Source organism: Mangrovicella endophytica, from assembly GCF_002893625.1.
GTDB classification, from domain to species: domain Bacteria; phylum Pseudomonadota; class Alphaproteobacteria; order Rhizobiales; family Rhizobiaceae; genus Mangrovicella; species Mangrovicella endophytica.
This window is the reverse complement of the sequence record NZ_PKMZ01000002.1, coordinates 612,948-636,226: the sequence shown is the minus strand read 5'-3', so window position 1 is coordinate 636,226 and position 23,279 is coordinate 612,948. Positions and strand designations below refer to the sequence as shown.

At 63.7% G+C, this 23,279-nt stretch carries 28 protein-coding genes; 17 read left to right on the top strand and 11 right to left on the bottom strand.

Annotated features, from left to right (window positions below; genetic code table 11):
- Positions 1-15: 15 nt before the first annotated feature.
- Positions 16-321, top strand: coding sequence for a hypothetical protein (locus C0R46_RS20630; RefSeq protein WP_114348383.1), 306 nt, complete (start codon positions 16-18; stop codon positions 319-321).
- Positions 322-444: 123 nt separating this feature from the next.
- Positions 445-1,005 carry an RBBP9/YdeN family alpha/beta hydrolase gene (locus C0R46_RS08590; RefSeq protein ID WP_102959162.1) on the top strand — a complete coding sequence of 187 codons (561 nt, stop codon included), beginning with the start codon at positions 445-447 and terminating at the stop codon, positions 1,003-1,005.
- 80 nt (positions 1,006-1,085) lie between these two features.
- On the opposite strand, the gene C0R46_RS08585 is transcribed toward C0R46_RS08590, so the two are convergent.
- Both C0R46_RS08585 and C0R46_RS08580 read right to left on the bottom strand, forming a co-directional pair.
- Positions 1,086-1,856 (bottom strand): HpcH/HpaI aldolase family protein, encoded by a 771-nt coding sequence (locus C0R46_RS08585; protein ID WP_102959161.1) that lies wholly within the window; start codon positions 1,854-1,856, stop codon positions 1,086-1,088.
- Between the two features lie 8 nt (positions 1,857-1,864).
- Complete coding sequence (locus C0R46_RS08580) at positions 1,865-2,182, bottom strand: DUF1476 domain-containing protein (RefSeq protein ID WP_102959278.1); 318 nt, start codon at positions 2,180-2,182, stop codon at positions 1,865-1,867.
- A gap of 245 nt (positions 2,183-2,427) precedes the next feature.
- Between C0R46_RS08580 and purC the strand changes: the two genes are divergently transcribed.
- The 3 genes from purC to C0R46_RS08565 all read left to right on the top strand — a co-directional run bounded on the left by purC (position 2,428) and on the right by C0R46_RS08565 (position 4,060).
- The gene (gene purC / locus C0R46_RS08575; protein WP_102959160.1) at positions 2,428-3,192 is read left to right on the top strand and encodes a phosphoribosylaminoimidazolesuccinocarboxamide synthase; all 765 of its coding nucleotides are present in this window, start codon (positions 2,428-2,430) and stop codon (positions 3,190-3,192) included.
- A gap of 73 nt (positions 3,193-3,265) precedes the next feature.
- Positions 3,266-3,508: a phosphoribosylformylglycinamidine synthase subunit PurS gene (gene purS / locus C0R46_RS08570; RefSeq protein WP_102959159.1), complete on the top strand. Its 243-nt coding sequence runs from the start codon at positions 3,266-3,268 to the stop codon at positions 3,506-3,508.
- A 12-nt stretch (positions 3,509-3,520) separates the two neighbouring features.
- Positions 3,521-4,060 carry an RNA 2'-phosphotransferase gene (locus tag C0R46_RS08565; protein WP_102959158.1) on the top strand — a complete coding sequence of 180 codons (540 nt, stop codon included), beginning with the start codon at positions 3,521-3,523 and terminating at the stop codon, positions 4,058-4,060.
- A 76-nt stretch (positions 4,061-4,136) separates the two neighbouring features.
- Here the strand turns inward: C0R46_RS08565 and C0R46_RS20765 are convergent, their stop codons facing one another.
- The gene (locus C0R46_RS20765) at positions 4,137-4,400 is read right to left on the bottom strand and encodes a hypothetical protein (protein ID WP_157944596.1); all 264 of its coding nucleotides are present in this window, start codon (positions 4,398-4,400) and stop codon (positions 4,137-4,139) included.
- Between the two features lie 645 nt (positions 4,401-5,045).
- On the opposite strand from C0R46_RS20765, the gene purQ reads away from it, so the two are divergent.
- The 8 genes from purQ to C0R46_RS08525 all read left to right on the top strand — a co-directional run bounded on the left by purQ (position 5,046) and on the right by C0R46_RS08525 (position 11,327).
- Positions 5,046-5,726: a phosphoribosylformylglycinamidine synthase subunit PurQ gene (gene purQ / locus C0R46_RS08560; protein ID WP_102959157.1), complete on the top strand. Its 681-nt coding sequence runs from the start codon at positions 5,046-5,048 to the stop codon at positions 5,724-5,726.
- On the top strand, positions 5,723-6,139 hold the full coding sequence (locus C0R46_RS08555; protein WP_245413473.1) for a hypothetical protein: 417 nt from the start codon (positions 5,723-5,725) through the stop codon (positions 6,137-6,139). Before purQ ends, C0R46_RS08555 begins: the two co-directional genes overlap by 4 nt.
- Positions 6,132-6,611 carry a hypothetical protein gene (locus C0R46_RS08550; RefSeq protein WP_157944595.1) on the top strand — a complete coding sequence of 160 codons (480 nt, stop codon included), beginning with the start codon at positions 6,132-6,134 and terminating at the stop codon, positions 6,609-6,611. Before C0R46_RS08555 ends, C0R46_RS08550 begins: the two co-directional genes overlap by 8 nt.
- A complete protein-coding gene (purL, locus tag C0R46_RS08545) occupies positions 6,550-8,946 on the top strand; it encodes a phosphoribosylformylglycinamidine synthase subunit PurL (protein WP_425349870.1) in 2,397 nt (798 codons plus the stop codon). Before C0R46_RS08550 ends, purL begins: the two co-directional genes overlap by 62 nt.
- A gap of 89 nt (positions 8,947-9,035) precedes the next feature.
- Positions 9,036-9,269 (top strand): BolA family protein, encoded by a 234-nt coding sequence (locus C0R46_RS08540; RefSeq protein WP_102959154.1) that lies wholly within the window; start codon positions 9,036-9,038, stop codon positions 9,267-9,269.
- A gap of 12 nt (positions 9,270-9,281) precedes the next feature.
- On the top strand, positions 9,282-9,515 hold the full coding sequence (locus C0R46_RS08535; RefSeq protein WP_102959153.1) for a hypothetical protein: 234 nt from the start codon (positions 9,282-9,284) through the stop codon (positions 9,513-9,515).
- Entirely contained in the window at positions 9,512-9,859 is a 348-nt protein-coding gene (gene grxD, locus C0R46_RS08530; protein WP_102959152.1) for a Grx4 family monothiol glutaredoxin, read from the top strand. The genes C0R46_RS08535 and grxD overlap by 4 nt, the downstream gene beginning before the upstream one ends.
- Before the next feature lie 163 nt (positions 9,860-10,022).
- Entirely contained in the window at positions 10,023-11,327 is a 1,305-nt protein-coding gene (locus C0R46_RS08525; RefSeq protein WP_102959276.1) for a multidrug effflux MFS transporter, read from the top strand.
- Between the two features lie 56 nt (positions 11,328-11,383).
- Here C0R46_RS08525 and ttcA read toward each other — a convergent pair whose 3' ends face one another.
- The 4 genes from ttcA to C0R46_RS08505 all read right to left on the bottom strand — a co-directional run bounded on the left by ttcA (position 11,384) and on the right by C0R46_RS08505 (position 14,589).
- Positions 11,384-12,265 (bottom strand): tRNA 2-thiocytidine(32) synthetase TtcA, encoded by an 882-nt coding sequence (gene ttcA / locus C0R46_RS08520; protein ID WP_102959151.1) that lies wholly within the window; start codon positions 12,263-12,265, stop codon positions 11,384-11,386.
- 144 nt (positions 12,266-12,409) lie between these two features.
- Positions 12,410-13,468, bottom strand: a complete 1,059-nt coding sequence (locus tag C0R46_RS08515; RefSeq protein WP_102959150.1) for a hypothetical protein — start codon at positions 13,466-13,468, stop codon at positions 12,410-12,412.
- A 124-nt stretch (positions 13,469-13,592) separates the two neighbouring features.
- Positions 13,593-14,210 carry a 30S ribosomal protein S4 gene (rpsD, locus tag C0R46_RS08510; protein ID WP_102959149.1) on the bottom strand — a complete coding sequence of 206 codons (618 nt, stop codon included), beginning with the start codon at positions 14,208-14,210 and terminating at the stop codon, positions 13,593-13,595.
- 220 nt (positions 14,211-14,430) lie between these two features.
- The gene (locus C0R46_RS08505) at positions 14,431-14,589 is read right to left on the bottom strand and encodes a YqaE/Pmp3 family membrane protein (RefSeq protein WP_102959148.1); all 159 of its coding nucleotides are present in this window, start codon (positions 14,587-14,589) and stop codon (positions 14,431-14,433) included.
- Positions 14,590-14,827: 238 nt separating this feature from the next.
- On the opposite strand from C0R46_RS08505, the gene C0R46_RS08500 reads away from it, so the two are divergent.
- On the top strand, positions 14,828-15,205 hold the full coding sequence (locus tag C0R46_RS08500; RefSeq protein ID WP_157944593.1) for a hypothetical protein: 378 nt from the start codon (positions 14,828-14,830) through the stop codon (positions 15,203-15,205).
- A gap of 2 nt (positions 15,206-15,207) precedes the next feature.
- On the opposite strand, the gene murI is transcribed toward C0R46_RS08500, so the two are convergent.
- Together murI and C0R46_RS08490 are read right to left on the bottom strand one after the other, a co-directional pair.
- On the bottom strand, positions 15,208-15,972 hold the full coding sequence (gene murI, locus C0R46_RS08495) for a glutamate racemase (protein WP_102959275.1): 765 nt from the start codon (positions 15,970-15,972) through the stop codon (positions 15,208-15,210).
- Positions 15,973-16,010: 38 nt separating this feature from the next.
- Positions 16,011-16,784, bottom strand: a complete 774-nt coding sequence (locus tag C0R46_RS08490; RefSeq protein ID WP_102959146.1) for an RNA methyltransferase — start codon at positions 16,782-16,784, stop codon at positions 16,011-16,013.
- A gap of 193 nt (positions 16,785-16,977) precedes the next feature.
- Here C0R46_RS08490 and C0R46_RS08485 point away from each other — a divergent pair, with 193 nt between their 5' ends.
- Positions 16,978-17,580 (top strand): phage tail protein, encoded by a 603-nt coding sequence (locus C0R46_RS08485; RefSeq protein ID WP_245413472.1) that lies wholly within the window; start codon positions 16,978-16,980, stop codon positions 17,578-17,580.
- Positions 17,581-17,626: 46 nt separating this feature from the next.
- Here the strand turns inward: C0R46_RS08485 and C0R46_RS08480 are convergent, their stop codons facing one another.
- On the bottom strand, positions 17,627-19,378 hold the full coding sequence (locus C0R46_RS08480; RefSeq protein ID WP_157944592.1) for a hypothetical protein: 1,752 nt from the start codon (positions 19,376-19,378) through the stop codon (positions 17,627-17,629).
- Between the two features lie 434 nt (positions 19,379-19,812).
- On the opposite strand from C0R46_RS08480, the gene C0R46_RS08475 reads away from it, so the two are divergent.
- Entirely contained in the window at positions 19,813-20,784 is a 972-nt protein-coding gene (locus C0R46_RS08475; protein ID WP_102959144.1) for a right-handed parallel beta-helix repeat-containing protein, read from the top strand.
- An 88-nt stretch (positions 20,785-20,872) separates the two neighbouring features.
- On the opposite strand, the gene C0R46_RS08470 is transcribed toward C0R46_RS08475, so the two are convergent.
- Complete coding sequence (locus C0R46_RS08470; RefSeq protein WP_157944591.1) at positions 20,873-21,493, bottom strand: class I SAM-dependent methyltransferase; 621 nt, start codon at positions 21,491-21,493, stop codon at positions 20,873-20,875.
- A gap of 461 nt (positions 21,494-21,954) precedes the next feature.
- Here C0R46_RS08470 and C0R46_RS08465 point away from each other — a divergent pair, with 461 nt between their 5' ends.
- Entirely contained in the window at positions 21,955-23,169 is a 1,215-nt protein-coding gene (locus C0R46_RS08465; RefSeq protein ID WP_102959142.1) for an NADP-dependent isocitrate dehydrogenase, read from the top strand.
- Positions 23,170-23,279: the final 110 nt, after the last annotated feature.

Here is a 23,279-nt window from a genome sequence, read left to right as displayed (position 1 = left end):
AGAACGGAGCTTTCGATGACCTATACGCCTCCTCCTCCGCCGCCCCCGCGCTCCAGCGGGCCGAGCGCCATCTGGTTCATTCTCGGCGCTCTCGTCGTCGTGATCATCCTCTATTTCCTGTTCTTCTCGAACGGCACGGCGACCAACACCGGGACCGCCCCGTCCGAGACGACTTCGACCACGACCACCACGCCGCCGGCTGCGACGGACACCACCCCGGCTTCGCCGGCACCGGCTCCCGCTACGCCGGCACCGGCCGCACCAGAGCCCGCGGCCCCGGCGACGCCCGCTCCGGCTGGCGGTGCGACGACCAACCCGTAAGGGTAATGGCGGCAGGTTTGCTGCCGATGATCTGACGAAGCGCACGGCCTTACCGCCGTGCGCTTTTTTGTTGGCCATGTCCGACGCTTGACAAGCTGCCGCCCTGCTCGCATCTGCGCCGCCATGCGCGTGTCTCAGGCAGAAATCCTCATCATCCCTGGCTACAAGGGATCACCCGAACAGCACTGGCAGACCCGCTGGGAGCAGAGGCTTTCCACCGCCCGCCGCGTTCAGCAGGCGGAATGGTCGAAGCCTGTCCGCGACGACTGGGTTCATGCTGTGGCGGAGGCTGTCAACGAGGCGGAGAAGCCGGTGGTGCTCGTCGCACACTCGCTGGGCGTCGCCGCAGCAGTGCTAGCTGTGCCGCTCTTCAGGCGCCCGGTCGCAGGCGCCTTCTTCGTATCGCCGCCCGACGTCGCGAACCCCGCCATCCGTCCGAAGCATCTGATGACATTCGGGCCGTATCCCCGCGACCCGCTGCCGTTTCCGTCGGTGGTTGTTGCCAGCCGGGATGATCCCTTCTCCTCCTTCGAGGCAGCGGAAGACGTCGCCGGCGCCTGGGGGTCGCTGTTCATCGACGCCGGCACATCGGGCCATATCAACGGCGACAGCGGTCACGGCCCCTGGCCGGAAGGACTGCTGACCTTCGGGAAATTCGTCTCCGGCCTGCCGCTGAGCCATTAACGCCGCTAACACGCGGTGGCGGGTCGAGGAGCGCCCCGGCCCGCTATGCGCGCGTGATGCCTAGTGCCGCACGGAACGTTTCAGGCGTTGATCGCGCTCAGAATCGCATCGGCACCGCTGCGCAGCATCCCCATGTCGGAGCCGATGCAGACGAGGTTGACGCCGGCGGATCGGTAGTGCCGGGCATCCTCGGCATTGCCGGCATAGATCGCCGAGAATTTGCCTGCCGCGGTCGCGGCCTTGGCGATGCGGGCGACGGCCTCATCCGTCTTTGGGCCACGAGCGGCGAGCGTTCCCGTCCCCGACAAGGCGATGGAGAGATCCGCCGGCCCGACGAAGACGCCGTCGAGGCCGTCGATGGCAAGAATGGCATCGAGCGAGTCGAGGGCCGCCGCGGTTTCGATCATTGCGATGGCAAGCGTTTCGCCCCGCGCGTCGGCGACATACTCGACGCCGCTGTCGTAGCCGTGCAGCAGCACCGCGCGGGCCGGGCCGAAGGACCGCTCGCCCCTCGGCGGATACTTCACCGCCGCCACGAAGGCCCGTGCATCCTCATCGCCCTGGATCATCGGCATGATGATCGCCGAGGCGCCGAAGTCGAGCGCCCGCGCGGCCATGGCTCGGTCCTCGATCGGCACACGCACGATCGAAGGTCGCCCTAGATGAGCGCAAAGGGCGATGCCGGCGGCGATGTCGGTCGTGTCATGCTGCCCGTGCTGCATGTCGAGGACGAGCGCCTCAAAACCCGCAGCCAGCAGCGTCTCATGCACCACCGGATCGCCCAGCGAGCACCAGGCGGCGAGAAGGTGGCCGCCGCCCTCTAATTTGTCCCGGAGGGCTGGCAGCGTCATGAAGCGGCTCAGGCCTGCCTGATCTGCGCTTCGGCCTCGATGAGAAATTCGCTCATCTGCCGGCGGATCTGGTGGTCGGACTGTTCGACGCCGGCGGCGTCGAAATCGCCGCGGATCTTACGGAAGACGTCCTCGTCGCCGGGCTGCTCGAAGTCGGCTTTCACCACCGCCTGGGCGTAGGCAGCGGCGTCATCGCCGCTGCGACCGAGCTTCTCGGCGGCCCAGAGGCCGAGCAGCTTGTTGCGCCGGGCTTCGATGCGGAAGCGCAGCTCCTGGTCATGCGCGTAGCGGGACTCGAAATCGCGTTCGCGATCGACCATCGACATGGACATCCTCCAGAATCGTCAGCGGCGGTAGGTCCGCCTTGTCAGCGTCTGACACATACGGGTCCGCCGTATGCATTTGAAGTGCGAAACCACGCCGCGATGGATTCGCTGCTTGCATTGCGGCGGGGATAACCGATTTTATGCCGAGCAATTGTGAAAGGAAGGCAGGTGGGATATCTGACCCGCACGACGCGGCAGGCTCCGCAGGCCTTAGACATCCGCCCCACTCAACGACCGGAACATTCATGACACGTCGCCGCCGTATCTACGAGGGCAAGGGCAAGATCCTTTACGAGGGTCCCGAGCCCGGCACGCTGGTCCAGTTCTTCAAGGATGATGCGACCGCTTTCAACAAGAAGAAGCACGAGATCGTCGACGGCAAGGGCGTCCTCAACAACCGCATCTCGGAATATATCTTCTCGCATCTGAACAAGATGGGGATCCCCACCCACTTCATCCGGCGGCTCAACATGCGCGAGCAACTGATCAAGGAGGTGGAGATCATCCCGCTCGAGGTGGTGGTGCGCAACATCGCCGCCGGCTCGCTGGCCAAGCGACTCGGTATCGAGGAAGGCACCGTGCTGCCGCGCTCGATCATCGAGTTCTACTACAAGGCGGATGCGCTGGATGACCCGATGGTGTCGGAAGAGCACATCACGGCCTTCGGCTGGGCGACGCCGCAGGAGATCGACGACATCATGGCGCTCGCCATCCGTGTCAACGACTTCCTCTCCGGCCTCTTCCTCGGCGTCGGCATCCAGCTCGTCGACTTCAAGATCGAGACGGGCCGCCTGTTCGAGGGCGACATGATGCGCATCATCGTGGCCGACGAGATCTCGCCTGACTCCTGCCGCCTCTGGGACGTGCAGACCCAGGAGAAGATGGACAAGGACCGTTTCCGCCGCGACATGGGAGGCCTCGTGGAGGCCTATCAGGAAGTGGCCCGGCGCCTCGGCATCATGAACGAGAACGAGCCGCCGCGCCCCACGGGACCGGTGCTGGTCAAGTAAGGCGGCGGCGCAAGGAAGCGCCGCGTCCGGCATCGGTTCTCAAACTCGTCTATTCCAGGGACAGGCAGGTACAGTGATCAAGGCCCGCATCGTCGTCACGCTGAAGAACGGCGTCCTCGACCCGCAAGGCAGAGCCATCGAGGGCGCGCTGTCGACCCTCGGCTTCGAGGGCGTCGGCGGCGTGCGCCAGGGCAAGGTCTTCGACGTCGAGGTGGCGGGCGACGATCGCGCTGCCGCGGAGGCGGACCTCAGGGCCATGTGCGAGAAGCTCCTCGCCAACACGGTGATCGAGAACTACGCCATCAGCTTGATCTAAGCGACGACGGCAATGGCCAAGGACGCAGACGTTTCAAGGTTCATGAGTCTCGTCCTGCGTCATGCTCCGGAACAGGGCGGACTGACTCTGGACAGCAACGGCTGGACCGACTTTGCCACCCTGTGCGGCGTCTTGTCCGAGCGCTTCGGCGTCTCAGCCGCGGATGTGCGCCGCATCGTCGAGCAGAGCCCCAAGAAGCGCTTCGTCCTCGATGGAGATCGGATCCGAGCGGCACAGGGGCATAGCGTCAAGGTGGACCTTGGGCTCGCGCCGGTTGCCCCGCCCGATCGCCTCTTCCATGGCACGAAACTTGATAGTTTGCCGACGATTTTGGTGGAGGGACTGACGAAGCAGGCGCGTCAGCACGTTCATCTTTCGCCTGACATCGAGACTGCCCGCGTCGTCGCGGATCGCCGGCCAGGTAAGTCTGTAATCTTGATTGTTGATACCACCGCTATGCAGGCGACGGGAATGACGTTTTTCCTATCCGAAAACGGAGTCTGGCTGACGGATGCAGTGCCGTCACAGTATCTAACAGTGAAGGACGACTGATACGCTCACTGCAGCTAGCTCGACCTCAGAACTGCACCGTTCAGCCGGGTAGGATGTCGCACGGGCTATCAGAGCCTTAGCTGTTAGCAGCTTCGTTCTGTTTTTCCTGGGCCTTGAGGGCTTTGTAGTAGCCATAGCCAAAGCCTCCACACACCGCAGTTGCCAGGAGCGTCAATGCTTCGGGAAGATCGCTGCTTGCCGGGAGGCGATCGAGCCGCTCTGGAGCCTTCGGATGTACCAGAATGTTGAGGCGGTCTCCGGCTGACAACTCGTCTTTGGAGATGACACTCGGCGTTATGTCGACCAGCTTACCGCGAGAAGAGGGGTAAGTGATCTGCACATAAGGCTTTCGATCTGAATTCAGCCTTCCGTACCGCGGACGAAGCTCTTCTATGTGGTATTCACTCTGTCCGCATAGCACAGTCCTTATGATTTCTCTGCGGCTTGTACGGCCGCCACCCCTATAGATCTCACACAGCTCTCCTGCCCAGACAACATGAGCTTGTTCGGTCCGCCGTGTCGAACGTGGCTCAAGCGCCCACCAATAGTAGCGAAGACGAAAATCGAGCCAATCGCCAATGCCGCTGCTGCACCGTAGTAGCCCGCTGCAAGGGGCGAGAGGACAAATCCGGATGGTCGAGTCATTCGGTTCCAGGGCACTCTTTAAAAGCGCAGAGTATCGAGAGATGCCAGCACGGCACAACTGGCTTGGCATATGCCGCCGGCTCCGTCTCCATCAGCCGATCGAGCATCGTCACCAGCGAGCCTCCGGATCCATCGGGGGACTGACCCAACAGCTCTTGTATTCCACCATCGCTGCGGCCAATGGTGAGACATCGCCGCAAGAGAGTTCGCGTTAGCTTTGCGGTGGTGATCTGCAAAGCCTTGCAACGCTTGACCTGACCGCTTGCGGCTCTTTACAGCGTCGCTCGAGACGTCACATGGGCGCTAGCGCCGTCTGCCTTTCAGCGAGGCTACCTCTGTCATGAAAACTGCCGTCGTTCTGCTTCCCGGCCTCAATCGCGACCGCGACATGATCGCTGCGCTGCGCTCGATCTCGGGTGTCGAGCCGCTGACTGTGTGGCAGACGGAGACCGCAATACCGCCGGTCAACCTGATCGTCGTGCCCGGCGGCTTCTCCTATGGCGACTATCTGCGCTGTGGCGCGATCGCTGCCCGCTCGCCGGTCATGCAGGCGGTCGCCGCGGAAGCGGCACGCGGCGTTCCGGTGCTCGGCGTCTGCAACGGCTTCCAGATCCTCTGCGAGGCAGGCCTGCTGCCGGGCGCGCTGATGCGCAACACCAGCCTCAAATTCGTCTGCCGCGAGGTGAAGCTCGAGGTGGTGACCAACCGCACGCGCTTCACCTCCGGCTATGCCGAAGGCCAGATCATCCGCTGTCCGGTCGCGCATCACGATGGCAACTATTTTGCCGACGAGGCGACGCTGGAGCGCCTGCATGGCGAGGGCCAGGTCGTGTTCCGCTATGCCGAGGGCACCAACCCGAATGGTGCGGTGCGCGACATCGCCGGCATCGTCAGCGAAAGCGGTAACGTCATGGGGCTGATGCCGCATCCCGAGAATCTGGTTGAGCCGGAGCATGGCGGCACCGACGGCTGTGGCATCTTCGAGAGCGTGCTCGGCCTCGGCCAGAAGGTGGCGGCGTGAGCGAGTCTATCTCACGCACACTCAAGCTCGGCAGCCTCGGCGCGATGCTCCTCGCGGGCGCTCTTGCCGGCTGCGCGTCCAAGCCCCAGCCGGCGCGACCTGTCGCAGCCGACACCGGCCTCGACCGGATGGAGCGGCTGACGCTGACGGCCAACCGCTGCTGGTTCAAGTCGGGCGATCCGGCCTTCACGCGCTATAGCCTGGCGCCCGAACTCTCGTCCTTCTCGGGCCGGCCTCGTTTCCTTCTGGTGCCGCGCGGCAAGCCAGAAGCCCGCCCGCTGCTGGTGGTGGAAGGCCAGCGCGGCTCGAGTGCCGTCGCCGTCTATGGGCCGCTGACGCAGGAGCCGATCGCGCGCCGCATCGATGCCGACCTGTCTCGCTGGCGCGCCGGCGGCAATGGCTGCAATGCCTGACAGCCTGAAGGGGGCACTCACCCTGCGCCTGGCGGCCATCATCCTCGCCGGCCTGTCCGCGACGGGCTGCGTCTCCAGCGATTTCTCCGTCGCCACGGCAAATGCCGAGACTCAGCCCCTGCCCGTGGCGCCGATCGCCATGTCTGAGGGTGCCAAATCAGCGGGCAGCCTGCCGAACGCGCTGGAGCGCGTTTATCTCCGCGACACGGCTCGCGCCGTCTTCCGCCGCCGCCCGTCCGAGCGCAGCGACCGCTTCGTATTCGCCGATCCGTCCAGTGGCTATGCCACCTGCGTGCGCTCGCCGTCACGCAAGGGCAAGGGCTATGACTACGCGCTCGTCGTGCTGCAGCGCCGCGTCCTCGACGACGAGATCCCGCAGGCCGCAGACGACGCCGTGGTGATGCGCGGCAATGCCGACACGGCGCCTTGCCGCGGCAGCGATCCGGCTTTCGCCTGGATCAGAAACGGCTGACGCGGAAGAGACCGGCGGTTGCCCGTTTGGGCTTCCAGCGTCGACGCTTGGCTTCTATAGATCGCGGCGCGGCACCGATGCCGCATCGCCGCAAGACGGATATGCAGATCTCATGAGCGACATCGCGATCACGCCCGACCTCATCGCCGCGCACGGCCTGAAGCCGGACGAGTATGAGCGCATCCTGACGCTCATCGGCCGCGAGCCGACGATCACCGAACTCGGCATTTTCTCCGCGATGTGGAACGAGCACTGCTCCTACAAGTCGTCGAAGCGCTGGCTGCGCACGCTGCCCACGACCGGCGCCCGCGTCATCCAAGGCCCCGGCGAGAATGCCGGCGTGGTCGACATTGGCGACGGCGACTGCGTGGTCTTCAAGATGGAGAGCCACAATCACCCGTCGTTCATCGAGCCTTATCAGGGCGCGGCGACCGGCGTCGGCGGCATCCTCCGCGACGTCTTCACCATGGGCGCGCGCCCCGTCGCGGCGATGAACGCGCTGCGCTTCGGCGCGCCGGATCATCCCAAGACCCGGCACCTGGTGGCCGGCGTGGTCGCCGGCGTCGGCGGCTATGGCAACTCCTTCGGTGTGCCGACCGTCGGCGGCGAGGTGAACTTTCACCCGCGCTACAACGGCAACTGCCTCGTCAATGCCTTTGCGGCCGGGCTCGCGAAGACGGACGCCATCTTCTATTCCAAGGCGGAGGGCGTCGGACTGCCCGTCGTCTATCTCGGCGCCAAGACCGGCCGCGATGGTGTCGGCGGCGCCACCATGGCCTCGGCCGAGTTCGACGAGACGATCGAGGAGAAGCGTCCAACCGTGCAGGTCGGTGACCCCTTCACCGAGAAGTGCCTGCTGGAGGCCTGCCTCGAACTGATGCAGACCGGCGCTGTCATCGCGATCCAGGACATGGGTGCGGCCGGCCTCACCTGCTCGGCCGTCGAGATGGGCGCCAAGGGTGACCTCGGCATCGAGCTCGACCTGGACCGCGTGCCGGTGCGCGAAGCCGCCATGACCGCCTACGAGATGATGCTGTCGGAAAGCCAGGAGCGCATGCTCATGGTGCTGAAGCCGGAGAAGCGGCAGGAGGCCGAAGCAATCTTCGTCAAATGGGGCCTCGACTTCGCCATCGTCGGCCGCACCACGGACGATCTTCGCTTCCGCATCCTGTGGGAGGGCCGCGAGGTTGCCAACCTGCCGATCAAGCAGCTCGGCGATGAGGCGCCGGAATATGACCGGCCCTGGATCGAACCGGTGCCGGCAAAGGTCATCCATGCCGCCGACCTCGCGGAGCCTGCGGATTACGGCGCAGCGATCCTCAGGCTGGTCGGCTCGCCCGACCTGTCCTCGCGCCGCTGGGTGTTCGAGCAGTATGACACGCTGATCCAGGGCAACTCGCTGCAGCGCCCCGGCGGCGATGCCGGCGTGGTGCGCGTCGACGGCCATGCGACCAAGGCGCTCGCCTTCTCCTCCGACGTGACGCCGCGCTATTGCGAGGCCGACCCGTACCAGGGTGGCGCTCAGGCCGTCGCGGAATGCTGGCGCAACCTGACAGCCGTCGGCGCGACGCCGCTCGCCGCAACCGACAACCTCAACTTCGGCAACCCCGAAAAGCCGGAGATCATGGGCCAGCTCGTCAAGGCGATCGAGGGGATCGGCACCGCCTGCCGTGCGCTCGACTTCCCGATCGTTTCCGGCAACGTCTCGCTCTACAACGAGACCTTCGGCCAGGCGATCCTGCCGACCCCGACCATCGGCGGCGTCGGCCTGATCGAGGATCGCAGCCGCACCGCGCGCATCGGCGGTATGGCGAGCGGCGACGTGCTGCTGATGATCGGCCGCGAGGGCTCTCATCTCGGCTCCTCCATCTACCTCAGGGAGATCGAGGGTCGCGAGGACGGCGCAGCCCCGCTCGTTGACCTCGCCGAGGAGAAGCGCCACGGCGATTTCGTGCGCTCGTTGATCCAAGCCGGGCGCGTTGCCGCCTGTCATGACCTCTCCGACGGTGGCCTTGCCATCGCTATCGCCGAGATGTGCATGGCGTCCGGCATCGGCGCGACCCTCGCACCGGGACGCGGACTGCTGCATGCCTGGCTGTTTGGCGAGGATCAGGGGCGCTACGTCGTCGCGGTGAGCCCGGCCACGGCTGATGCGGTGACCGCGGAATGCAACGCCGCTGGCATCCCTTGCCACACGGTCGCGACCGCCGGCGGCGACGCGCTAATCCTCCCCGGTCGCTTCAGTGTCGCGCTCGCCGACTTGACGGTCGCACATGAAAGCTGGTTCCCAAACTACATGGCCGGAGAGATCGCGGAGACGCCGGCTGCGGCGTGAACGCCGCCGCAATTGATCAAGCCGCTGCCAGGACCTAGCTTATAGCGCAAGCCGTCGGTGTGATCCGCCGGCCGCGCAGGGAGACGACCATGCCGATGACCCCCCATGACATCGAAAAGATGATCAAGGACGGCATTCCGGATGCCGTGGTGACGATCCGGGACCTGGCCGGCGATGGCGATCACTATGCCGCCGAGATCGTTTCGGAGAGCTTCCGCGGCAAGACCCGTGTGCAGCAGCACCAGATGGTCTATAAGGCGTTGCAGGGCAACATGGGCGGCGAGTTGCACGCTCTGGCACTGCAGACTAGCGCGCCGGCCTGAGGACGATGTCCGATGAGCGATCATGATACCGCGATCGTCAGCCATACGCTGGCTTATCTGCGGAAGATCGACAAGCGTCTGGACGAGACGGATCGTCATCTTATTCAAGTGATCGATCTTCTATCGAGACAACAGACCCGACTGGATCGCATCGAGCGCGACGGGCGCGAGATCAGGAACGACATGGCGGTCATGGAGAATAACATCCTGAACCGCATGACCGGAACCATGAGGATGAAAAGATGAGCGGTATCAACGACTGGATCGACAACGAGGTGAAGACCAACGACGTCGTGGTCTTCATGAAGGGCACGCCCGGCTTCCCGCAATGCGGCTTCTCCGGCCAGGTCGTCCAGATCCTCGACTACATGGGCGTCGACTACAAGGGCGTGAATGTCCTCTCCTCCGACGAGCTGCGCCAGGGCATCAAGGACTACGGCCAATGGCCGACCATCCCGCAGGTCTACGTCAAGGGCGAGTTCGTCGGCGGCTGTGACATCCTGCGCGAGATGTTCCAGGCCGGTGAGCTGAAGGGCTTCTTCGACGAGAAAGGCATCGCTACGCAGGCGCCGATGCCCGCCGCGAACTGATCCCTCCGACACGATCTGGAGGCAGGAGCCCGCCGGTCCGCCGGTGGGCTTCTTTGTTTCCGAAGGCTTGTAGCGGCGTCACATGCGCACCGCATGATAAGGCGGCCTTGCAATGGCTGCTCGATCGCATATGGATGCTGCATCGCACAACAAGGATGAACGCATGTCGCATGCGCCTGATCGCGGGCCTGCCGGCCGCCTCCCTTATTGGGAACTGGTGACGCTCATCGCCTCGCTCATGGCGCTAAATGCGGCGGCCATCGATATCTTCATCCCTTCGCTGCAGAATATCGGCGCGGCTCTCGGCGTGAATTCCGAGAATGAACGCCAGTTCGTCATCACCGCCTATGTCACCGGCTTCGGCGTGGCGCAGATCTTCTATGGCACTCTGTCCGACCGCTTCGGGCGGCGCCCGGTGCTGCTGGCCGGGCTCGGGGTTTATTGCCTCGCCTCGTTTCTCGCGATCCTGTCCTCCAGCTTCGAGATGCTGCTGGCCCTACGCGTGTTGCAGGGCGTCGGTGCCGCAGCTACGCGCGTGATCGCCGTTTCGGTCGTCAGGGACTGCTTCGGAGGACCGCGCATGGCGAGTGTCATGTCGCTGGTCATGATGATCTTCATGGTCATCCCGGTCGTGGCACCGAATGTCGGCCAGGCCATCATGCTGTTCGGCAGCTGGCAGGAGGTCTTCCTCTTCACCGCCCTGCTCGGCCTTGCGGTGACGGTCTGGGCGGCGTTGCGCCTGCCGGAGACGCTGCATCCGGAGGACCGTCTGCCTCTGACGATGGCACGTGTAGCCAACGCCTTCCGCATCGTCGTCACGACGCGGCGCTCGTTCGCCTATGCCGTCGGCACGTCGCTGATGTTCGGCGTCCTCTTCGGCTTCATCAATCAGGCCGAGCAGATCTATCGCGGCGTCTATCAGATCGGCGACTTCTTCACCGTCTACTTCTCGGCCGCCGCCATCTTCATGGCGCTGTCATCCTTTGTGAACTCGCAACTCGTGATGCGCTTCGGCATGCGCCGACTGGCGCACATGGCCCATGTGAGCTTCATCGCTCTGGCCGGCGTCCACCTGACGATCGCTGCACTCAACGGCGGAGCGGCGCCCTTCTGGCTGTTCCTGCCGCTGATGATCCTGTCCTTCGGATGCTTCGGCTTCATCGGCACGAACTACAACGCGCTCTCGATGGATCCTCTCGGCCATGTCGCGGGCACCGCGTCGTCCGTGCTGGGTTTCCTGCAGACCCTGGGCGGCGGCCTCTGCGGCGCGATCATCGGCTACTACTTCGACGGAACGACGCTGCCGCTCCTGTCGGGCTTCCTGGTCCTGTCGGTGCTCGCCCTCGGCCTCGTCGCCATTGCAGAAGACGGCCGCCTGTTCCGGCGGCTCAACCAGCACAAGGCCGCCAGTCCGATGGACGCCTTGTCGAATGATGATGCCAAGCCGCAGAGCGCTGCGGCCGAGTAGACAGCAGCTCGGACATCGGCGAAGGCGCGGCACGCTGCCGCGCCTTGGCTCCCGCGCTAACCGCCCTTCATCGGCGTGAGGGCGCTGAAGTCGAAGAGGTTCGGATCGAGCAGATGGCTCGGCCGCACATTGGCGAGCGCACGCATCATCACGTCCTTGCGGCCGGGCTGGCGCTGCTCCATCTCCGCCAGCATCGCCTTCGTCAAATTGCGTTGCAGGCCGTCCTGGCTGCCGCAGAGGTCGCAGGGAATGATCGGGAAATCAAGCGCCTGCGAGAAGCGCGCGATGTCAGCCTCCGACGAGGTGATCAAGGGGCGCAGCACCGTGACATCGCCCTCGTCGTTCAGGAGCTTGGCCGGCATCGCCGCCAGTCGCCCGCCGTGAAAGAGGTTCATGAAGAACGTCTCCAGACAGTCGTCGCGGTGGTGCCCCAGCACCAGCGCCTCGCAACCCTCTTCGCGCGCGACACGATAGAGATGGCCGCGACGCAGCCTCGAGCATAGCGAACAGTAGGTCGCCCCGGCCGGCATCTTCTCTGTCACGACGGAATACGTGTCGCGGTACTCGATCCGGTGCGTGATGCCGTAGCGTTTCAGGAAGTCCGGCAGGACGTGCTTGGGAAAGCCCGGCTGGCCCTGGTCGAGATTGCAGGCGAGGAGATCGACCGGCAGCAGACCGCGCCATTTGAGGTCGTGCAGCAGCGCCAGCAGTGCGTAAGAGTCCTTGCCGCCGGAGATGCCGATGAGCCAGCGGGCACCCGGGCGCACCATCGCGTGGCTCTCGATCGTCTCGCGCATCTCCCGTAGCAGCCGCTTGCGCAGCTTGCGAAAGCCGACACTGTCCGGGGCCGAACGGAACAACGGATGTGCGCCCTCGCCGTCCGAGAAGGCCGCAGCGTCGTCGTCCTTGAGCGTCTGCGTCGCATCCGCTTCGAGCATGGATCACCTCTTCGTCTTCTGCGGCGTTTACCGCTTCAGCCCGATCGGCGAAAGAGCAGCGAGACGCGGCGCACCGAAGGGTGGGCAGTCTCGGGACCTTACCGAGGCCCGACACGGCATTTCAGAGGTTCGTCGCCACGGCTGTCATCTGAGAAGCGCGAGACGCGCCGTCATCCGCTCCTCGACGATAGGCCTCATGCGCGCCACGAAGTCGCGCACGGGCTGACGAGCCGCAATCGCGGTCCAGTCGAGGCTCCACGATTCAACGGGTACGGGCAGGTAGTCCGGGAAGATCGGCAGACCGCCCAGATCGGCAAACAGGCGGCGATGGGCTTCCAGTCGCATGCCGGCATCGATGAAGCCGGCTGCGATGGGCTGCCGGACCGAGGTTGACCGGCCCAACTGAACGATCGCGCTGAACTCCGCTCGCGGCAGCTCAGCCGGATCAAGATCGAAGAAGACGTCGCTCAGGCGTCCCTCTCCGACCGCGCGAACATTGTCGTCCTGCGGCAGGCCCAGGCGATCTGCGAGAGCGCCATTGAGAAGGCGGGTGACCTCCAGCCGCTCCCGCCCGCCGGTGCGGTGACGCCAGCTCGCCGATGCCGCGATCGTGTGGCCGAGAGCCTCCGGCAGGCCGATCGCCCGGATGACGGCCGGCAGGACCGACCCTTGATCCTCGACGGCGCGATCATACGACACCGCCTCCACTCTGCAGGGGCCACTGGCAAGCGCACGCTCGACGATGAGGTCGAAGCGATGATCCGGGTGTTCGCTCCGTGAGATGCCGGCAACGTAATCGGCGCAGGTCTGACTGTCGCGCCGTTTGATGTACTGGCTCCAGCGCGAAGGCAGATAGGTCGCCCAATGGCGAAAAACGAAGACGTACGCGAGTTCGCAATCTTCAAAGCAAGCCGTCAGGCGCTTGAAATCCAGGGCCGAGAACGTGGAGATGCTCTCCAGCGAGAGCAGAAGCGTATGAGCGCCGCCTCGCTGGCATTCCGCTATTACGCGCGCGATCGGCTCAGGCGACCAGTCTGCGCGTTTGACGTTGATCAGTTGGGCGGCCTGCCGCACCTCGCCCCGCGGATACCAGATGCCGCTGGCCGCGAGTGCGTCCCGGCAGGACAGGAGAGCGGCCTGCAGAGACGTGGTTCCAGTCTTGTGCATCCCGCCGTGAAGAACGACCCGGACACGCCCGACCATGCCCTGCCCCTTCCGATCTGCGCAGCCCCCCGCGCCGCCCGGACTGTAGATCAGCAACTGCAGAGGCCCAACGAAAAAGGCCGCCCGGAGGCGGCCTTTGCAAAGATCGGTTAAAATCGGTCCTTTAGCGCGAGTAGAACTCGACGACCAGGTTCGGCTCCATCTGGACGGCATACGGCACGTCGCCGAGTCCCGGGACGCGCTGGTACGTCGCGACCATCTTCTGATGATCGACCTCGATGTAGTCTGGCACGTCGCGCTCGGCGAGCTGGGTCGCCTCGATCACCACGGTCAACTGCTTCGACTTCTGGCGCACCTCGATGACGTCGCCCGGCTTGCAGGTATAGGACTGGATGTTCGTGCGCCGGCCGTTGACGTTCACGTGGCCGTGATTGACGAACTGACGTGCCGCGAAGATCGTCGACACGAACTTCGCCCGGAACACGACGGCGTCGAGACGGCTCTCGAGCAGCCCGATCAGGTTCTCGGACGTATCGCCACGGCGGCGCGCCGCCTCGTCGTAGATGCGGCGGAACTGCTTCTCGGAGATGTCGCCGTAGTAGCCCTTGAGCTTCTGCTTGGCACGCAGCTGCGTGCCGAAGTCCGACATCTTGCCCTTGCGGCGCTGGCCATGCTGGCCCGGGCCGTACTGGCGGCGGTTCACCGGGGACTTCGGACGGCCCCAGATGTTCTCGCCCATGCGGCGATCGATTTTGTACTTCGCCGATTCGCGCTTGCTCATCGCATTTCCTTCAAGTCAGGATGGCCCGGCATATCGTCGTGATACGCGGGCGGCTTGGGAAACGCGCCCTCCTCTGCCGGCGCCTCGGCCAGCTGACAGGACGAAGGATGCACGAGGCGCTCCGTCCACGGGACACGTCAAAAACCGGCTGGAATTGCTTCCGCCGGCTGACGCAGTGCTTAGGCAGATGACACTGGCATGTCAACCCGGCTGTCGCCGCCTAGTACTTGGCGATCACCCAGACCGCATGGATGACGCCCGGGAAGTAGCCGAGCAGCGTCAGGATGATGTTGATCCAGAAATGTTTGCCGAAGCCGACCTGCATGAAGACGCCGAGCGGCGGCAACAGGATCGACAGGAGGATACGAATGAGGTCCATGACCGCTCCAGACCGGGACGTGCCGGCGAGTTGATCTTCATCCGGCGAACGTTCGACGATCTCCGGACGTTCCTTGCGAGATGATCATCCTTCGGAATGGAACTCCATGCATTCCAGACATCTCGGCCTATCACTCCTCGCCATCGCGTTGTGCGCTCCAAGCGCGGCGTCTGCCGACGGTAGCTTCCTTCAACGCTTTGACGGCAGCTGGAGCGGCACCGGCACGGTGCAACGCGATGTGGATTCCGCGCCCCGGCGCGTTTCTTGCGAGGTCGCCGGGAGTCGGCCGTCTCCCAACCAGGTCTCCATCACCGGACAGTGCCGCGCCGCCATCATCTTCACGCGCCGGATTGGCGCCGACATCCGCTACGATCCCGCATCCGGACGATTTTCAGGCAGCTATACAGGTTCGACCAAGGGCGCGGCCAAGGTCTCGGGCGAGCAGCAGGGCGACGCACTCGTGCTGACGATCACCTATCCTGTGCCGGCCTATGGCGACAGGGCTGCGACGATGGTGATCCGAAATGCCGGCAACGGCCAATTCTCGATGGTCGTGACCGACAAGGTCGACGGGTCCGACAAGCAGACCTCGAACATCAGCTTTTCCGCAGGCTGAACTCAGGTCGAGAGTCCGAAACCCTGCATCAATCGGCGCGTGACCGCATCCGGCGCACCGCCGGTAAGAATGGCAAGGTCCCGGCCCTGCGGTTGCCCCAACTCGCCTGGAGCCGGCAGCAGGGACAGGGCGCGCCGCGCGATCGCCTCCGCCGGATCGAGCCAGTCCACCGGCCAGGGCGCCATCTTGCGCATGCGGTTCACCAGGAACGGATAGTGCGTGCAGGCCAGCACCACGATATCGGTGCGCCGGCCGTCCACCTCGATAAAGCAGGGTTCGATCCCGGCCTTCACGGCGGCCTCGTCCACGAAGCCATGCCGCATGTAGTCCTCGGCGAGGCTGGCGAGGTTCACACTGGCAACGAGGTTGACGCTGCAGCGCCCGGCCCACTTCTCGATGAGATCCCTGGTGTATTGCCGCTTGACTGTGCCGGGCGTCGCCAGAACCGACACGAGGCCCGACCGGGTCCGTTCCGCGGCCGGCTTGATGGCTGGCACCGTGCCGACGAAGGGCATGTCGGGATAGGCGGCGCGCAGCGCATCCAGCGCCAGCGTGGATGCCGTGTTGCAGGCAACGACGCAGATCGCGGGTCGATGCTCCGCGATGAGCTTGCCGAAGAGTTCGACCAGCCGCTCGCGCAGCGCCGCCTCTTCCCAGCCGCCATACGGAAAGCCCGCATCGTCGGCCACGTAGACGAAGCGACGATCCGGCATCAGCACGCGCGCCTCGCGCAGCACCGTCAGGCCCCCGACCCCGCTGTCCAGCATCAGGACCGGACGTCCTTCCGTCTTTCCGCCAGAGGCGCTCACTCGCCGTCTCCGTCAAGGCGATGTTCTACATGACGCAGGACGCCATGCAGCGCGTGCACCTCCATGCGGCTGAAATTGGCTTTGGTCAGGGTCGTGCGCAGCTTTTCCGAGAGGGCGACCCGCCGTTCCGGCGGGCGGAAGTAGCCGAGGCGGTCCAGCAGCACTTCGGTGTGATCCAGCAGACGATGCAGGTCGCCTTTCTCCGCAGGATCCGCCTCAATTGGAGCAAAGCGCGGCGTTTCCGCGTCGTCCGAGCTCGATTGCATCCACTCGTAGCTCATCAGAAGCACTGCCTGCGCGATGTTGAGCGAGGCAAAGGCTGGATTGACGGGGAAGGTGACGATCTCGTCGGCCAATCCGACTTCCTCGTTCGACAGGCCGAAACGCTCGCGTCCGAAAAGGATGCCGGTCGGCTGCCCAGCCGTGATCCGTCCGCGCAGCTGCGCACATGCCGACTTCGGACCTCGTACCGGCTTCTGGCTGTCGCGCGAGCGCGCCGTCGTGGCGAGGACATAGGTCAGATCGGCAACGGCCTCCTCGACGGAGCCGAACAGGCGCACAGCATCGATCACATGGTCGGCCCGGGACGCTGCCGCGCGAGCTTTCTCGCTCGGCCAGCCGTCACGCGGATTGACGAGACGCAGGTCCTCAAGGCCGAAATTGGCCATGGCCCGCGCCACCATGCCGATATTCTCGCCGAGTTGCGGCTCGACCAGGATGATCGCCGGCCCGCCTGCCGCGACCAGCTGATCGCCATCCGTTCCTATCATCTCTTCATGCCTTTAGAGGGATGTTCAGCGCGCTCCGTGCCATATCCAGCCCATGAATTGAAGCATCTCTCCGCCAACTGTCGCATGGAAGCGGAGACAGGCAGCTGATAAGAACGGGTGTCTATTTACAACCTTGAGCGGTTCTCTACGGTGAGGGTGCTGTCAGTTGGGACACACCTTACGGAGGACAAAGGTGCGCAGGCTCACGAAGAACTCGCTCGCTCTCTCATGCACTCTTCTCGCAACGATTGCCGGCACCTCGACCGCTTCGGCACAGGCCGAGCCCTTTGTCGGGCAGGCTATGCTCTTCGGCGGCAATTTCTGTCCGAGGGGCTGGGCCAACGCCGATGGCTCGATTCTCTCGATAGCATCCAATACGGCGTTGTTCTCGCTTTTGGGAACGACCTACGGCGGCAACGGAACGTCGACCTTCGCCCTTCCTGATCTGCGCGGCCGCGCGCCGATCTTCGCTGGTACAGGTCCTGGTCTTTCGACTTACGCCTTGGGCCAAATTGGGGGCCAGGAAAGCTTCACCCTCACTACGGCGCAGATGCCTTCGCACTCGCATGTGGTGAACGCGACTAACGCAACCGCGGATCAGGGCGGGCCGCAGGGCCGCTATCTCGGTGGCGGTGTGGGCGACGACGACGTCTATCACAATGGGCCAGCCAATCGCACCATGGCGGCTGACATGATCGCTCAGACAGGCGGCAGCCAGCCCGTCCAGCATCGCGGTCCCTACCTCGCGATGACGTGGTGTATTGCTCTCGAGGGCATTTACCCGCCCCGTCCATAAGAAGCGCCCGACTTCGACGTGCGCGTGGTCGCAAGGCGCGCGCACGTCAAACGCTCTTCTCGGAAACCTCTTGAAGCAGCCGCAGCACCATGTCACCATAGCCTGTCCAGCGCTCGTCGGGCGCTGAGACTACGCCGATGAGTGCAGGGTCTAGCTGACGCCACAGCCTTTCGGCGCTCGACTTCGCTTCGAAGGCCATCAATCCGGAATGCCGAGACCGGGCAAAACGCTGCAGAGTGCCCATCCAGGCGCTCCGCGCCTCGTCGGACAGGCCGAGCCGGTTGAGACGCAGCACGGCCTGAAAAACCCAGTCCGGTACGCTTTCATTGGCGCGCGGCAATTCGCTGCCTCCCACCGGACTATACCCGCACAAGGAGAAGAACTGCCCGGTCCAGTCAGTGTCGAATTCGGCGGCAACGACCTTGGCCGAGCCATAAGCGGCCGCACAGTCCGCGACAAGGTTCTGGATGTTCATCAATTTCTTGACGCGTGGAAGTTCCCGGAACTCCCGCAGATCGAGGCCGAGACCGTAGCTGTAGATCGGAATGCGCGGATTGATCTCGCATTGCTTGTGGTACGACCGCAGCCAGTCCTCGAGGTCTCGATGGACCAGGAATATCGTTGTCTCGAAGGGCTCCAGCAGTTCGCGCAGAGTCTTCAAGGCCGCCGGACGGAAGTCGTAGAGGTGATTGGTCAGGCCCTCGGTGCTCAGGATGACGCAATCCGAGCCGTTGCCCGCGCGGCTCTCGGCAATGGCCTTCGCCGTCCGATCGAAACGCCCTGACTTCAGATCGTCCACCAGGAACTGGTGCTTGGGCATCGCTGTCAAGCTGCTGGGTTCAGGATACCTGATCCCATGTGCAAGAAGCTCTGTGGCGTTGTCCCCGCACCAGCGCTGCAACGCGCTCGTTCCAGTTTTGGGGAGGCCGACATGGAGGACCAGGCGCTGCTTGCGCTGGATCAACGCCGGTTTGGCGAGGACTGAATTGGCAAATGCAATCGCCCGATCCACCGTTGGCTGCCCGAGCGGCCGGAGAGCGCCCCGCTTGTCGACATGACGATGATAATGCAGCACGATCGGCGCTCCGTCGCCGACATGTTCCGGCGGCAGATGTGTCGGAAAGTTCAAGCTTTTCGGCAGGATACGGGGCTGCAAGTCGTTGTCGAGACAGGCAAGCGCGAACGCGATCTGGTCGGTGTGAAACGTGAAATGCCCGAGAATGTCGCCCTGGCCGTCGAGCCATGCGACCCACTTGCGCCAAGCCTCGTCGATCTCTCCCAACCGCTTTCCGGGGAAGACGTAAATCCCGCCATTCCTATTCTCGAAGATCGTCGGAGCATCCGAAGAGCCGGTCCTGACGTCCGGCCGCCCCTTGGTCAGGCCGGCCCGCCGGAGCAATTCGTCCCAGATGACAAGAGGCGGGTTCGACAGATCGACCACGGCCGCCGCCAGCTGATCTTTCACAAGGTACGGACGAGGATCGGATAGGAAGAACGTGTCGCAGTCACACAGGACTGCGAGGTCCGCATCCCGCAGGAAGAGGGACTGCAACTGAGCGAGCTTGTTCAAGTGAGGCAACCGCCATGACATCCGACTCACGGGGAACAGAGAAACGCACAGAGGCTCGAAGACTTCCGCCAGACGAACACGATCAGTGCCCAATACATAATGAACCGCAATGTCCTGAGGAGAAACACGACCCAGTTCGATGAGGCTACGGACCCAGCGAAATGCCTGGGTCGTGAAGATTGGATCCTCGTCGACAACGCAAGAAAACCGTATGACGAGGTCAGACATTGCTACTCATGTGTAATTTCTGCGCGGCGGCATTATCTTCGTCTCAGATCTCGATAGGCGTGTCGGCTGATCAAGTCGATCGGCAGTCCGGCGGCGGCACATCTGCGGCGCTTGATCATCCAGATATCTGAAATGTTCTACGGCGACGGCACGGTGCCAAGATCATAACCCACTCAGGAAAACCGTCACTACATCCAATTCCGGTGTGTCCCATAGGGGAGATATTTCAGGCCTGAGAAGAGCAGGCCACTGGGCGTAGCAGGTCATCCCCGGCTGGGTGCAAGCAAAGACGCGTGATCGTCGCTCACCGTCGATCACTTTCTGTTCAACTCGAAAGCTTGTAGGAAAGTTTTCCTCTTCCTCTCACATCGCCCGATAGTGGCTCCGCAACGCACCGGAACATCGACATCCGGTCGCAAAGACGGAGATCACACATGAAAAAGCTCAACTTGGTCGCGGCTCTCCTGGCTGCGCCGCTGTTGGTCGGCGCCTTCGTGGGCCAGGCCTCCGCGCAGGCCACCCGTACCTGGGTGTCCGGCGTCGGTGATGACGTCAATCCTTGCAGCCGCACCGCGCCCTGCAAGACCTTTGCCGGCGCCATCTCCAAGACGGCTGCAAGCGGCGAGATCAACTGCCTCGATCCCGCCGGCTACGGCACCGTCACCATCACCAAGTCGATCACGATCGACTGCAGTGGCACCTTCGGGTCAGCACTCTCCTCAGCCACCAATGGCATCATCGTCAATGGCGCTGACATCAACGTCGTGCTGCGTGGCATTTCCATCAACGGCGCCCCGGTAACAGCCCCTGGCCTGAACGGCATCCGCTATCTCCAGGCAAACTCCGTTCTCGTCGACAGAGTGACGATCAACGGCTTCAAAGGTGACGCGCCTAACGGCTTCGGCGTTTTCGTCAACAACTCCACGGGGACGGCCAGGCTGACGCTGGCCAACAGCACGATCACGAACAATGGCAGCTCGACGAACGGGGCGGGGCTTCAGATCGCGCCTACGGGAAGTGCGGCCGCGCAGGTGACCGTCGCCAACACGGTCTTCTCGAACAACGTCGTCGGGGTCCGGGCCGACTCGTCGGGAACAACCGGTGACGTCGACGTCAGCATCCGGAACAGTTCGACGAGCGATGCGCCATTCCATGGCTTTACGGCAATCGCCGGAACTGGCGTCGTCAGGATGATGCTGGATGGGGTGCTCGTTGCCAACAATGCCGGTGAAGGCGTCCGCTCCGTCGGCGCAAACTCCGCGATCCTGATCGGACGTTCGTCGGTTACCAACAACGGCACCGGCCTGCAGACGGCTTCGGGAGGCACCATCTACTCCTACGGCACCAACCAGGTGAACGCCAATACGTCTGACGGCGTCGCCCCGACCCCGGTCGCGCAGCGCTGATCCCTGCTGCCGGCAGGTCCACAAGACCTGCCGGCAGATGTTCGATGCTTGGCCGTTGCCTCGTGCCATTACCAGGCCGAAGCTCGCCCTACTCAAAGCCACTCCGGACCTGACCCGAAAGGTGCACGTCGAATTCTTCCGGAGGAATGTCCTCGTGACGTGAGGCGATCGCGTACCAACTCTGGCGCGGATGATACCAGGGCAGCATCCGTCCGATCATCCCGGCCTGCCCTAGAAGCTCCAGGATCCGAGGCGCCGAGTAGGTCGTGCAGCCGGGATAGGTCCAGCCCGGCGCTTCTTCGGGCATCTCGCGATTAGTCTCGCGGTGGATGAAAGTGGCGAGGATCAGCCCGCCAGGTCGCAGGAAGCGTCCCAGGTTCCGCAGCGCAGGCAGGATGATGTCCGGGCCCGCATGCGAGAAGATCGACTGCGCGATGACGAAGTCGAATGCAGTGCCGAATTCGGAAGGATCAAAATCGTTCCGGCTGGAAAAGCGGGGTGCCCGCAGCCGAATGAGCTCCTCGCCCAATTCACGCGCGACGACGTCGTCGATCAGCCAGCGGTTCGGCTCAATGCCGTAGTAGTTGCCTCTATCGAGGTAGAGCAGCAGAAACCGCCCGCCCCGCAATGACCCGCATCCCACGTCCAGCACCTTGTGATGATCGCGCAGGCCCAGCGCGCACAACAGCCGGAATTGCGTGGCACCCATGAGGTCCCACTCCGTCGGCGGCCCGACATAGGCTGCATAGTGGTCAGCGCCCGGGGACAGCGTCTCGGCTTCGGCTCGGCTCAACCTCCTTTGCTGTAAACGACGACCTCTCCCTGCCAAATTCAAAAGCAGTGCATGCAGATGTCTCATAGCGGCAACCTTGAAAGTGGTCGCATCGTCAATGGTTTCTCTGACTGGCCGTCAGAGGACCGCAACAGTTCTGTTGAAGATGTCGTGGCAGTCGCCGGCTCGCTCGTTGCGGAAGCTGCCGACCGCAACAGGCGGCGTGACGTCGGAACCACTGAACATCTTCGAAGGCGATCATCGCATGATTCCGGACCATGCGGAAACGGCACGGGGAGCGCGCACCTGCTTTGCCTCTCCAGCCCGGGGTGCTATAGGGCCGCGAACCTTCCGTGAAGCAGATGCGGCGCCCGTCGCTGAGAATCGAGGCATTGTCCATGGCGAAAATCAAGGTCGACAACCCGGTTGTGGAACTCGACGGCGACGAAATGACCCGGATCATCTGGCAGTTCATCAAGGACAAGCTGATCCACCCCTACCTCGACATCGATCTTCACTACTACGATCTCGGGATGGAGAACCGCGACGCCACCAACGATCAGGTGACGGTGGATGCGGCGAACGCCATAAAGAAGTACGGCGTCGGCGTAAAATGCGCCACGATCACCCCGGACGAAGCCCGTGTCGAGGAATTTGGCCTCAAGAAGATGTGGAAGTCGCCGAACGGCACGATCCGCAACATCCTCGGCGGCGTCATCTTCCGTGAGCCAATCATCTGCCGCAACGTGCCGCGCCTGGTGCCGGGCTGGACGAAGCCGATCATCGTCGGCCGCCACGCTTTCGGCGACCAGTACAAGGCGACCGATTTCAAGTTCCCGGGCAAGGGCAAGCTGTCGATCAAGTTCGTCGGCGAGGACGGCAACACCATCGAGCACGAGGTTTTCGACGCGCCGTCGTCCGGCGTCGCTATGGGCATGTACAATCTGGATGAGTCGATCCGCGAGTTTGCACGCGCCTCGATGAACTACGGCCTGCAGCGCGGCTATCCGGTCTATCTCTCCACCAAGAACACCATCCTCAAGGCCTATGACGGCCGCTTCAAGGATATCTTCCAGGAAGTCTACGAGGCCGAGTTCGAGGACCGCTTCAAGGCGGCCAAGATCACCTACGAGCATCGCCTGATCGACGACATGGTCGCCTCGGCGCTGAAGTGGTCCGGCGGCTATGTCTGGGCCTGCAAGAACTACGACGGCGACGTGCAGTCCGATACCGTGGCGCAGGGTTTCGGCTCGCTCGGCTTGATGACCTCGGTGCTGCTGACGCCGGACGGCCAGACCGTCGAGGCGGAAGCCGCGCACGGCACCGTCACCCGCCACTATCGCCAGCATCAGAAGGGCCAGGAGACCTCGACCAACTCGATCGCGTCGATCTTCGCCTGGACGCGCGGCCTCTCCCACCGTGCCAAGCTCGACAGCAATGCCGAGCTGAAGCGCTTTGCCGAGACCCTGGAGCGCGTCTGCGTCGAGACCGTCGAGGCTGGTCACATGACCAAGGATCTCGCCCTCCTCATCGGTCCGGATCAGCCCTGGCTGTCCACCACGGGTTTCCTCGACAAGATCGACGAGAACCTCCAGAAGGCGATGGCCGCCTGACGGCGGCTATCGCCACCGCAGACAAAGAAAAGCCCGGCCGATGCGCCGGGCTTTTTCATGATGTCGTTTCAGACGGCGCCGGAAAAGATGACCGCGGCGGGATGATCCCC

Excerpts from the sequence above, each read along its gene's own strand:
- C0R46_RS08465 (WP_102959142.1), top strand. The coding sequence starts at position 21,955 with ATGGCGAAAATCAAGGTCGACAACCCGGTTGTGGAACTCGACGGCGAC.
- C0R46_RS08490 (WP_102959146.1), bottom strand. The coding sequence starts at position 16,784 with ATGATAGGAACGGATGGCGATCAGCTGGTCGCGGCAGGCGGGCCGGCG.
- C0R46_RS08585 (WP_102959161.1), bottom strand. The coding sequence starts at position 1,856 with ATGACGCTGCCAGCCCTCCGGGACAAATTAGAGGGCGGCGGCCACCTT.
- C0R46_RS08505 (WP_102959148.1), bottom strand. The coding sequence starts at position 14,589 with ATGGACCTCATTCGTATCCTCCTGTCGATCCTGTTGCCGCCGCTCGGC.
- C0R46_RS20630 (WP_114348383.1), top strand. The coding sequence starts at position 16 with ATGACCTATACGCCTCCTCCTCCGCCGCCCCCGCGCTCCAGCGGGCCG.
- C0R46_RS08470 (WP_157944591.1), bottom strand. The coding sequence starts at position 21,493 with ATGGGTGCCACGCAATTCCGGCTGTTGTGCGCGCTGGGCCTGCGCGAT.
- grxD (WP_102959152.1), top strand. The coding sequence starts at position 9,512 with ATGAGCGGTATCAACGACTGGATCGACAACGAGGTGAAGACCAACGAC.
- C0R46_RS08580 (WP_102959278.1), bottom strand. The coding sequence starts at position 2,182 with ATGTCGATGGTCGATCGCGAACGCGATTTCGAGTCCCGCTACGCGCAT.
- purQ (WP_102959157.1), top strand. The coding sequence starts at position 5,046 with ATGAAAACTGCCGTCGTTCTGCTTCCCGGCCTCAATCGCGACCGCGAC.
- C0R46_RS08475 (WP_102959144.1), top strand. The coding sequence starts at position 19,813 with ATGAAAAAGCTCAACTTGGTCGCGGCTCTCCTGGCTGCGCCGCTGTTG.
- ttcA (WP_102959151.1), bottom strand. The coding sequence starts at position 12,265 with ATGCTCGAAGCGGATGCGACGCAGACGCTCAAGGACGACGACGCTGCG.
- C0R46_RS08480 (WP_157944592.1), bottom strand. The coding sequence starts at position 19,378 with ATGTCTGACCTCGTCATACGGTTTTCTTGCGTTGTCGACGAGGATCCA.
- rpsD (WP_102959149.1), bottom strand. The coding sequence starts at position 14,210 with ATGAGCAAGCGCGAATCGGCGAAGTACAAAATCGATCGCCGCATGGGC.
- purL (WP_425349870.1), top strand. The coding sequence starts at position 6,550 with ATGCCGACACGGCGCCTTGCCGCGGCAGCGATCCGGCTTTCGCCTGGA.
- C0R46_RS08525 (WP_102959276.1), top strand. The coding sequence starts at position 10,023 with ATGTCGCATGCGCCTGATCGCGGGCCTGCCGGCCGCCTCCCTTATTGG.
- C0R46_RS08550 (WP_157944595.1), top strand. The coding sequence starts at position 6,132 with ATGCCTGACAGCCTGAAGGGGGCACTCACCCTGCGCCTGGCGGCCATC.
- murI (WP_102959275.1), bottom strand. The coding sequence starts at position 15,972 with ATGCTGGACAGCGGGGTCGGGGGCCTGACGGTGCTGCGCGAGGCGCGC.
- C0R46_RS08540 (WP_102959154.1), top strand. The coding sequence starts at position 9,036 with ATGCCGATGACCCCCCATGACATCGAAAAGATGATCAAGGACGGCATT.
- C0R46_RS08590 (WP_102959162.1), top strand. The coding sequence starts at position 445 with ATGCGCGTGTCTCAGGCAGAAATCCTCATCATCCCTGGCTACAAGGGA.
- C0R46_RS08515 (WP_102959150.1), bottom strand. The coding sequence starts at position 13,468 with ATGGTCGGGCGTGTCCGGGTCGTTCTTCACGGCGGGATGCACAAGACT.
- purC (WP_102959160.1), top strand. The coding sequence starts at position 2,428 with ATGACACGTCGCCGCCGTATCTACGAGGGCAAGGGCAAGATCCTTTAC.
- C0R46_RS08565 (WP_102959158.1), top strand. The coding sequence starts at position 3,521 with ATGGCCAAGGACGCAGACGTTTCAAGGTTCATGAGTCTCGTCCTGCGT.
- C0R46_RS08535 (WP_102959153.1), top strand. The coding sequence starts at position 9,282 with ATGAGCGATCATGATACCGCGATCGTCAGCCATACGCTGGCTTATCTG.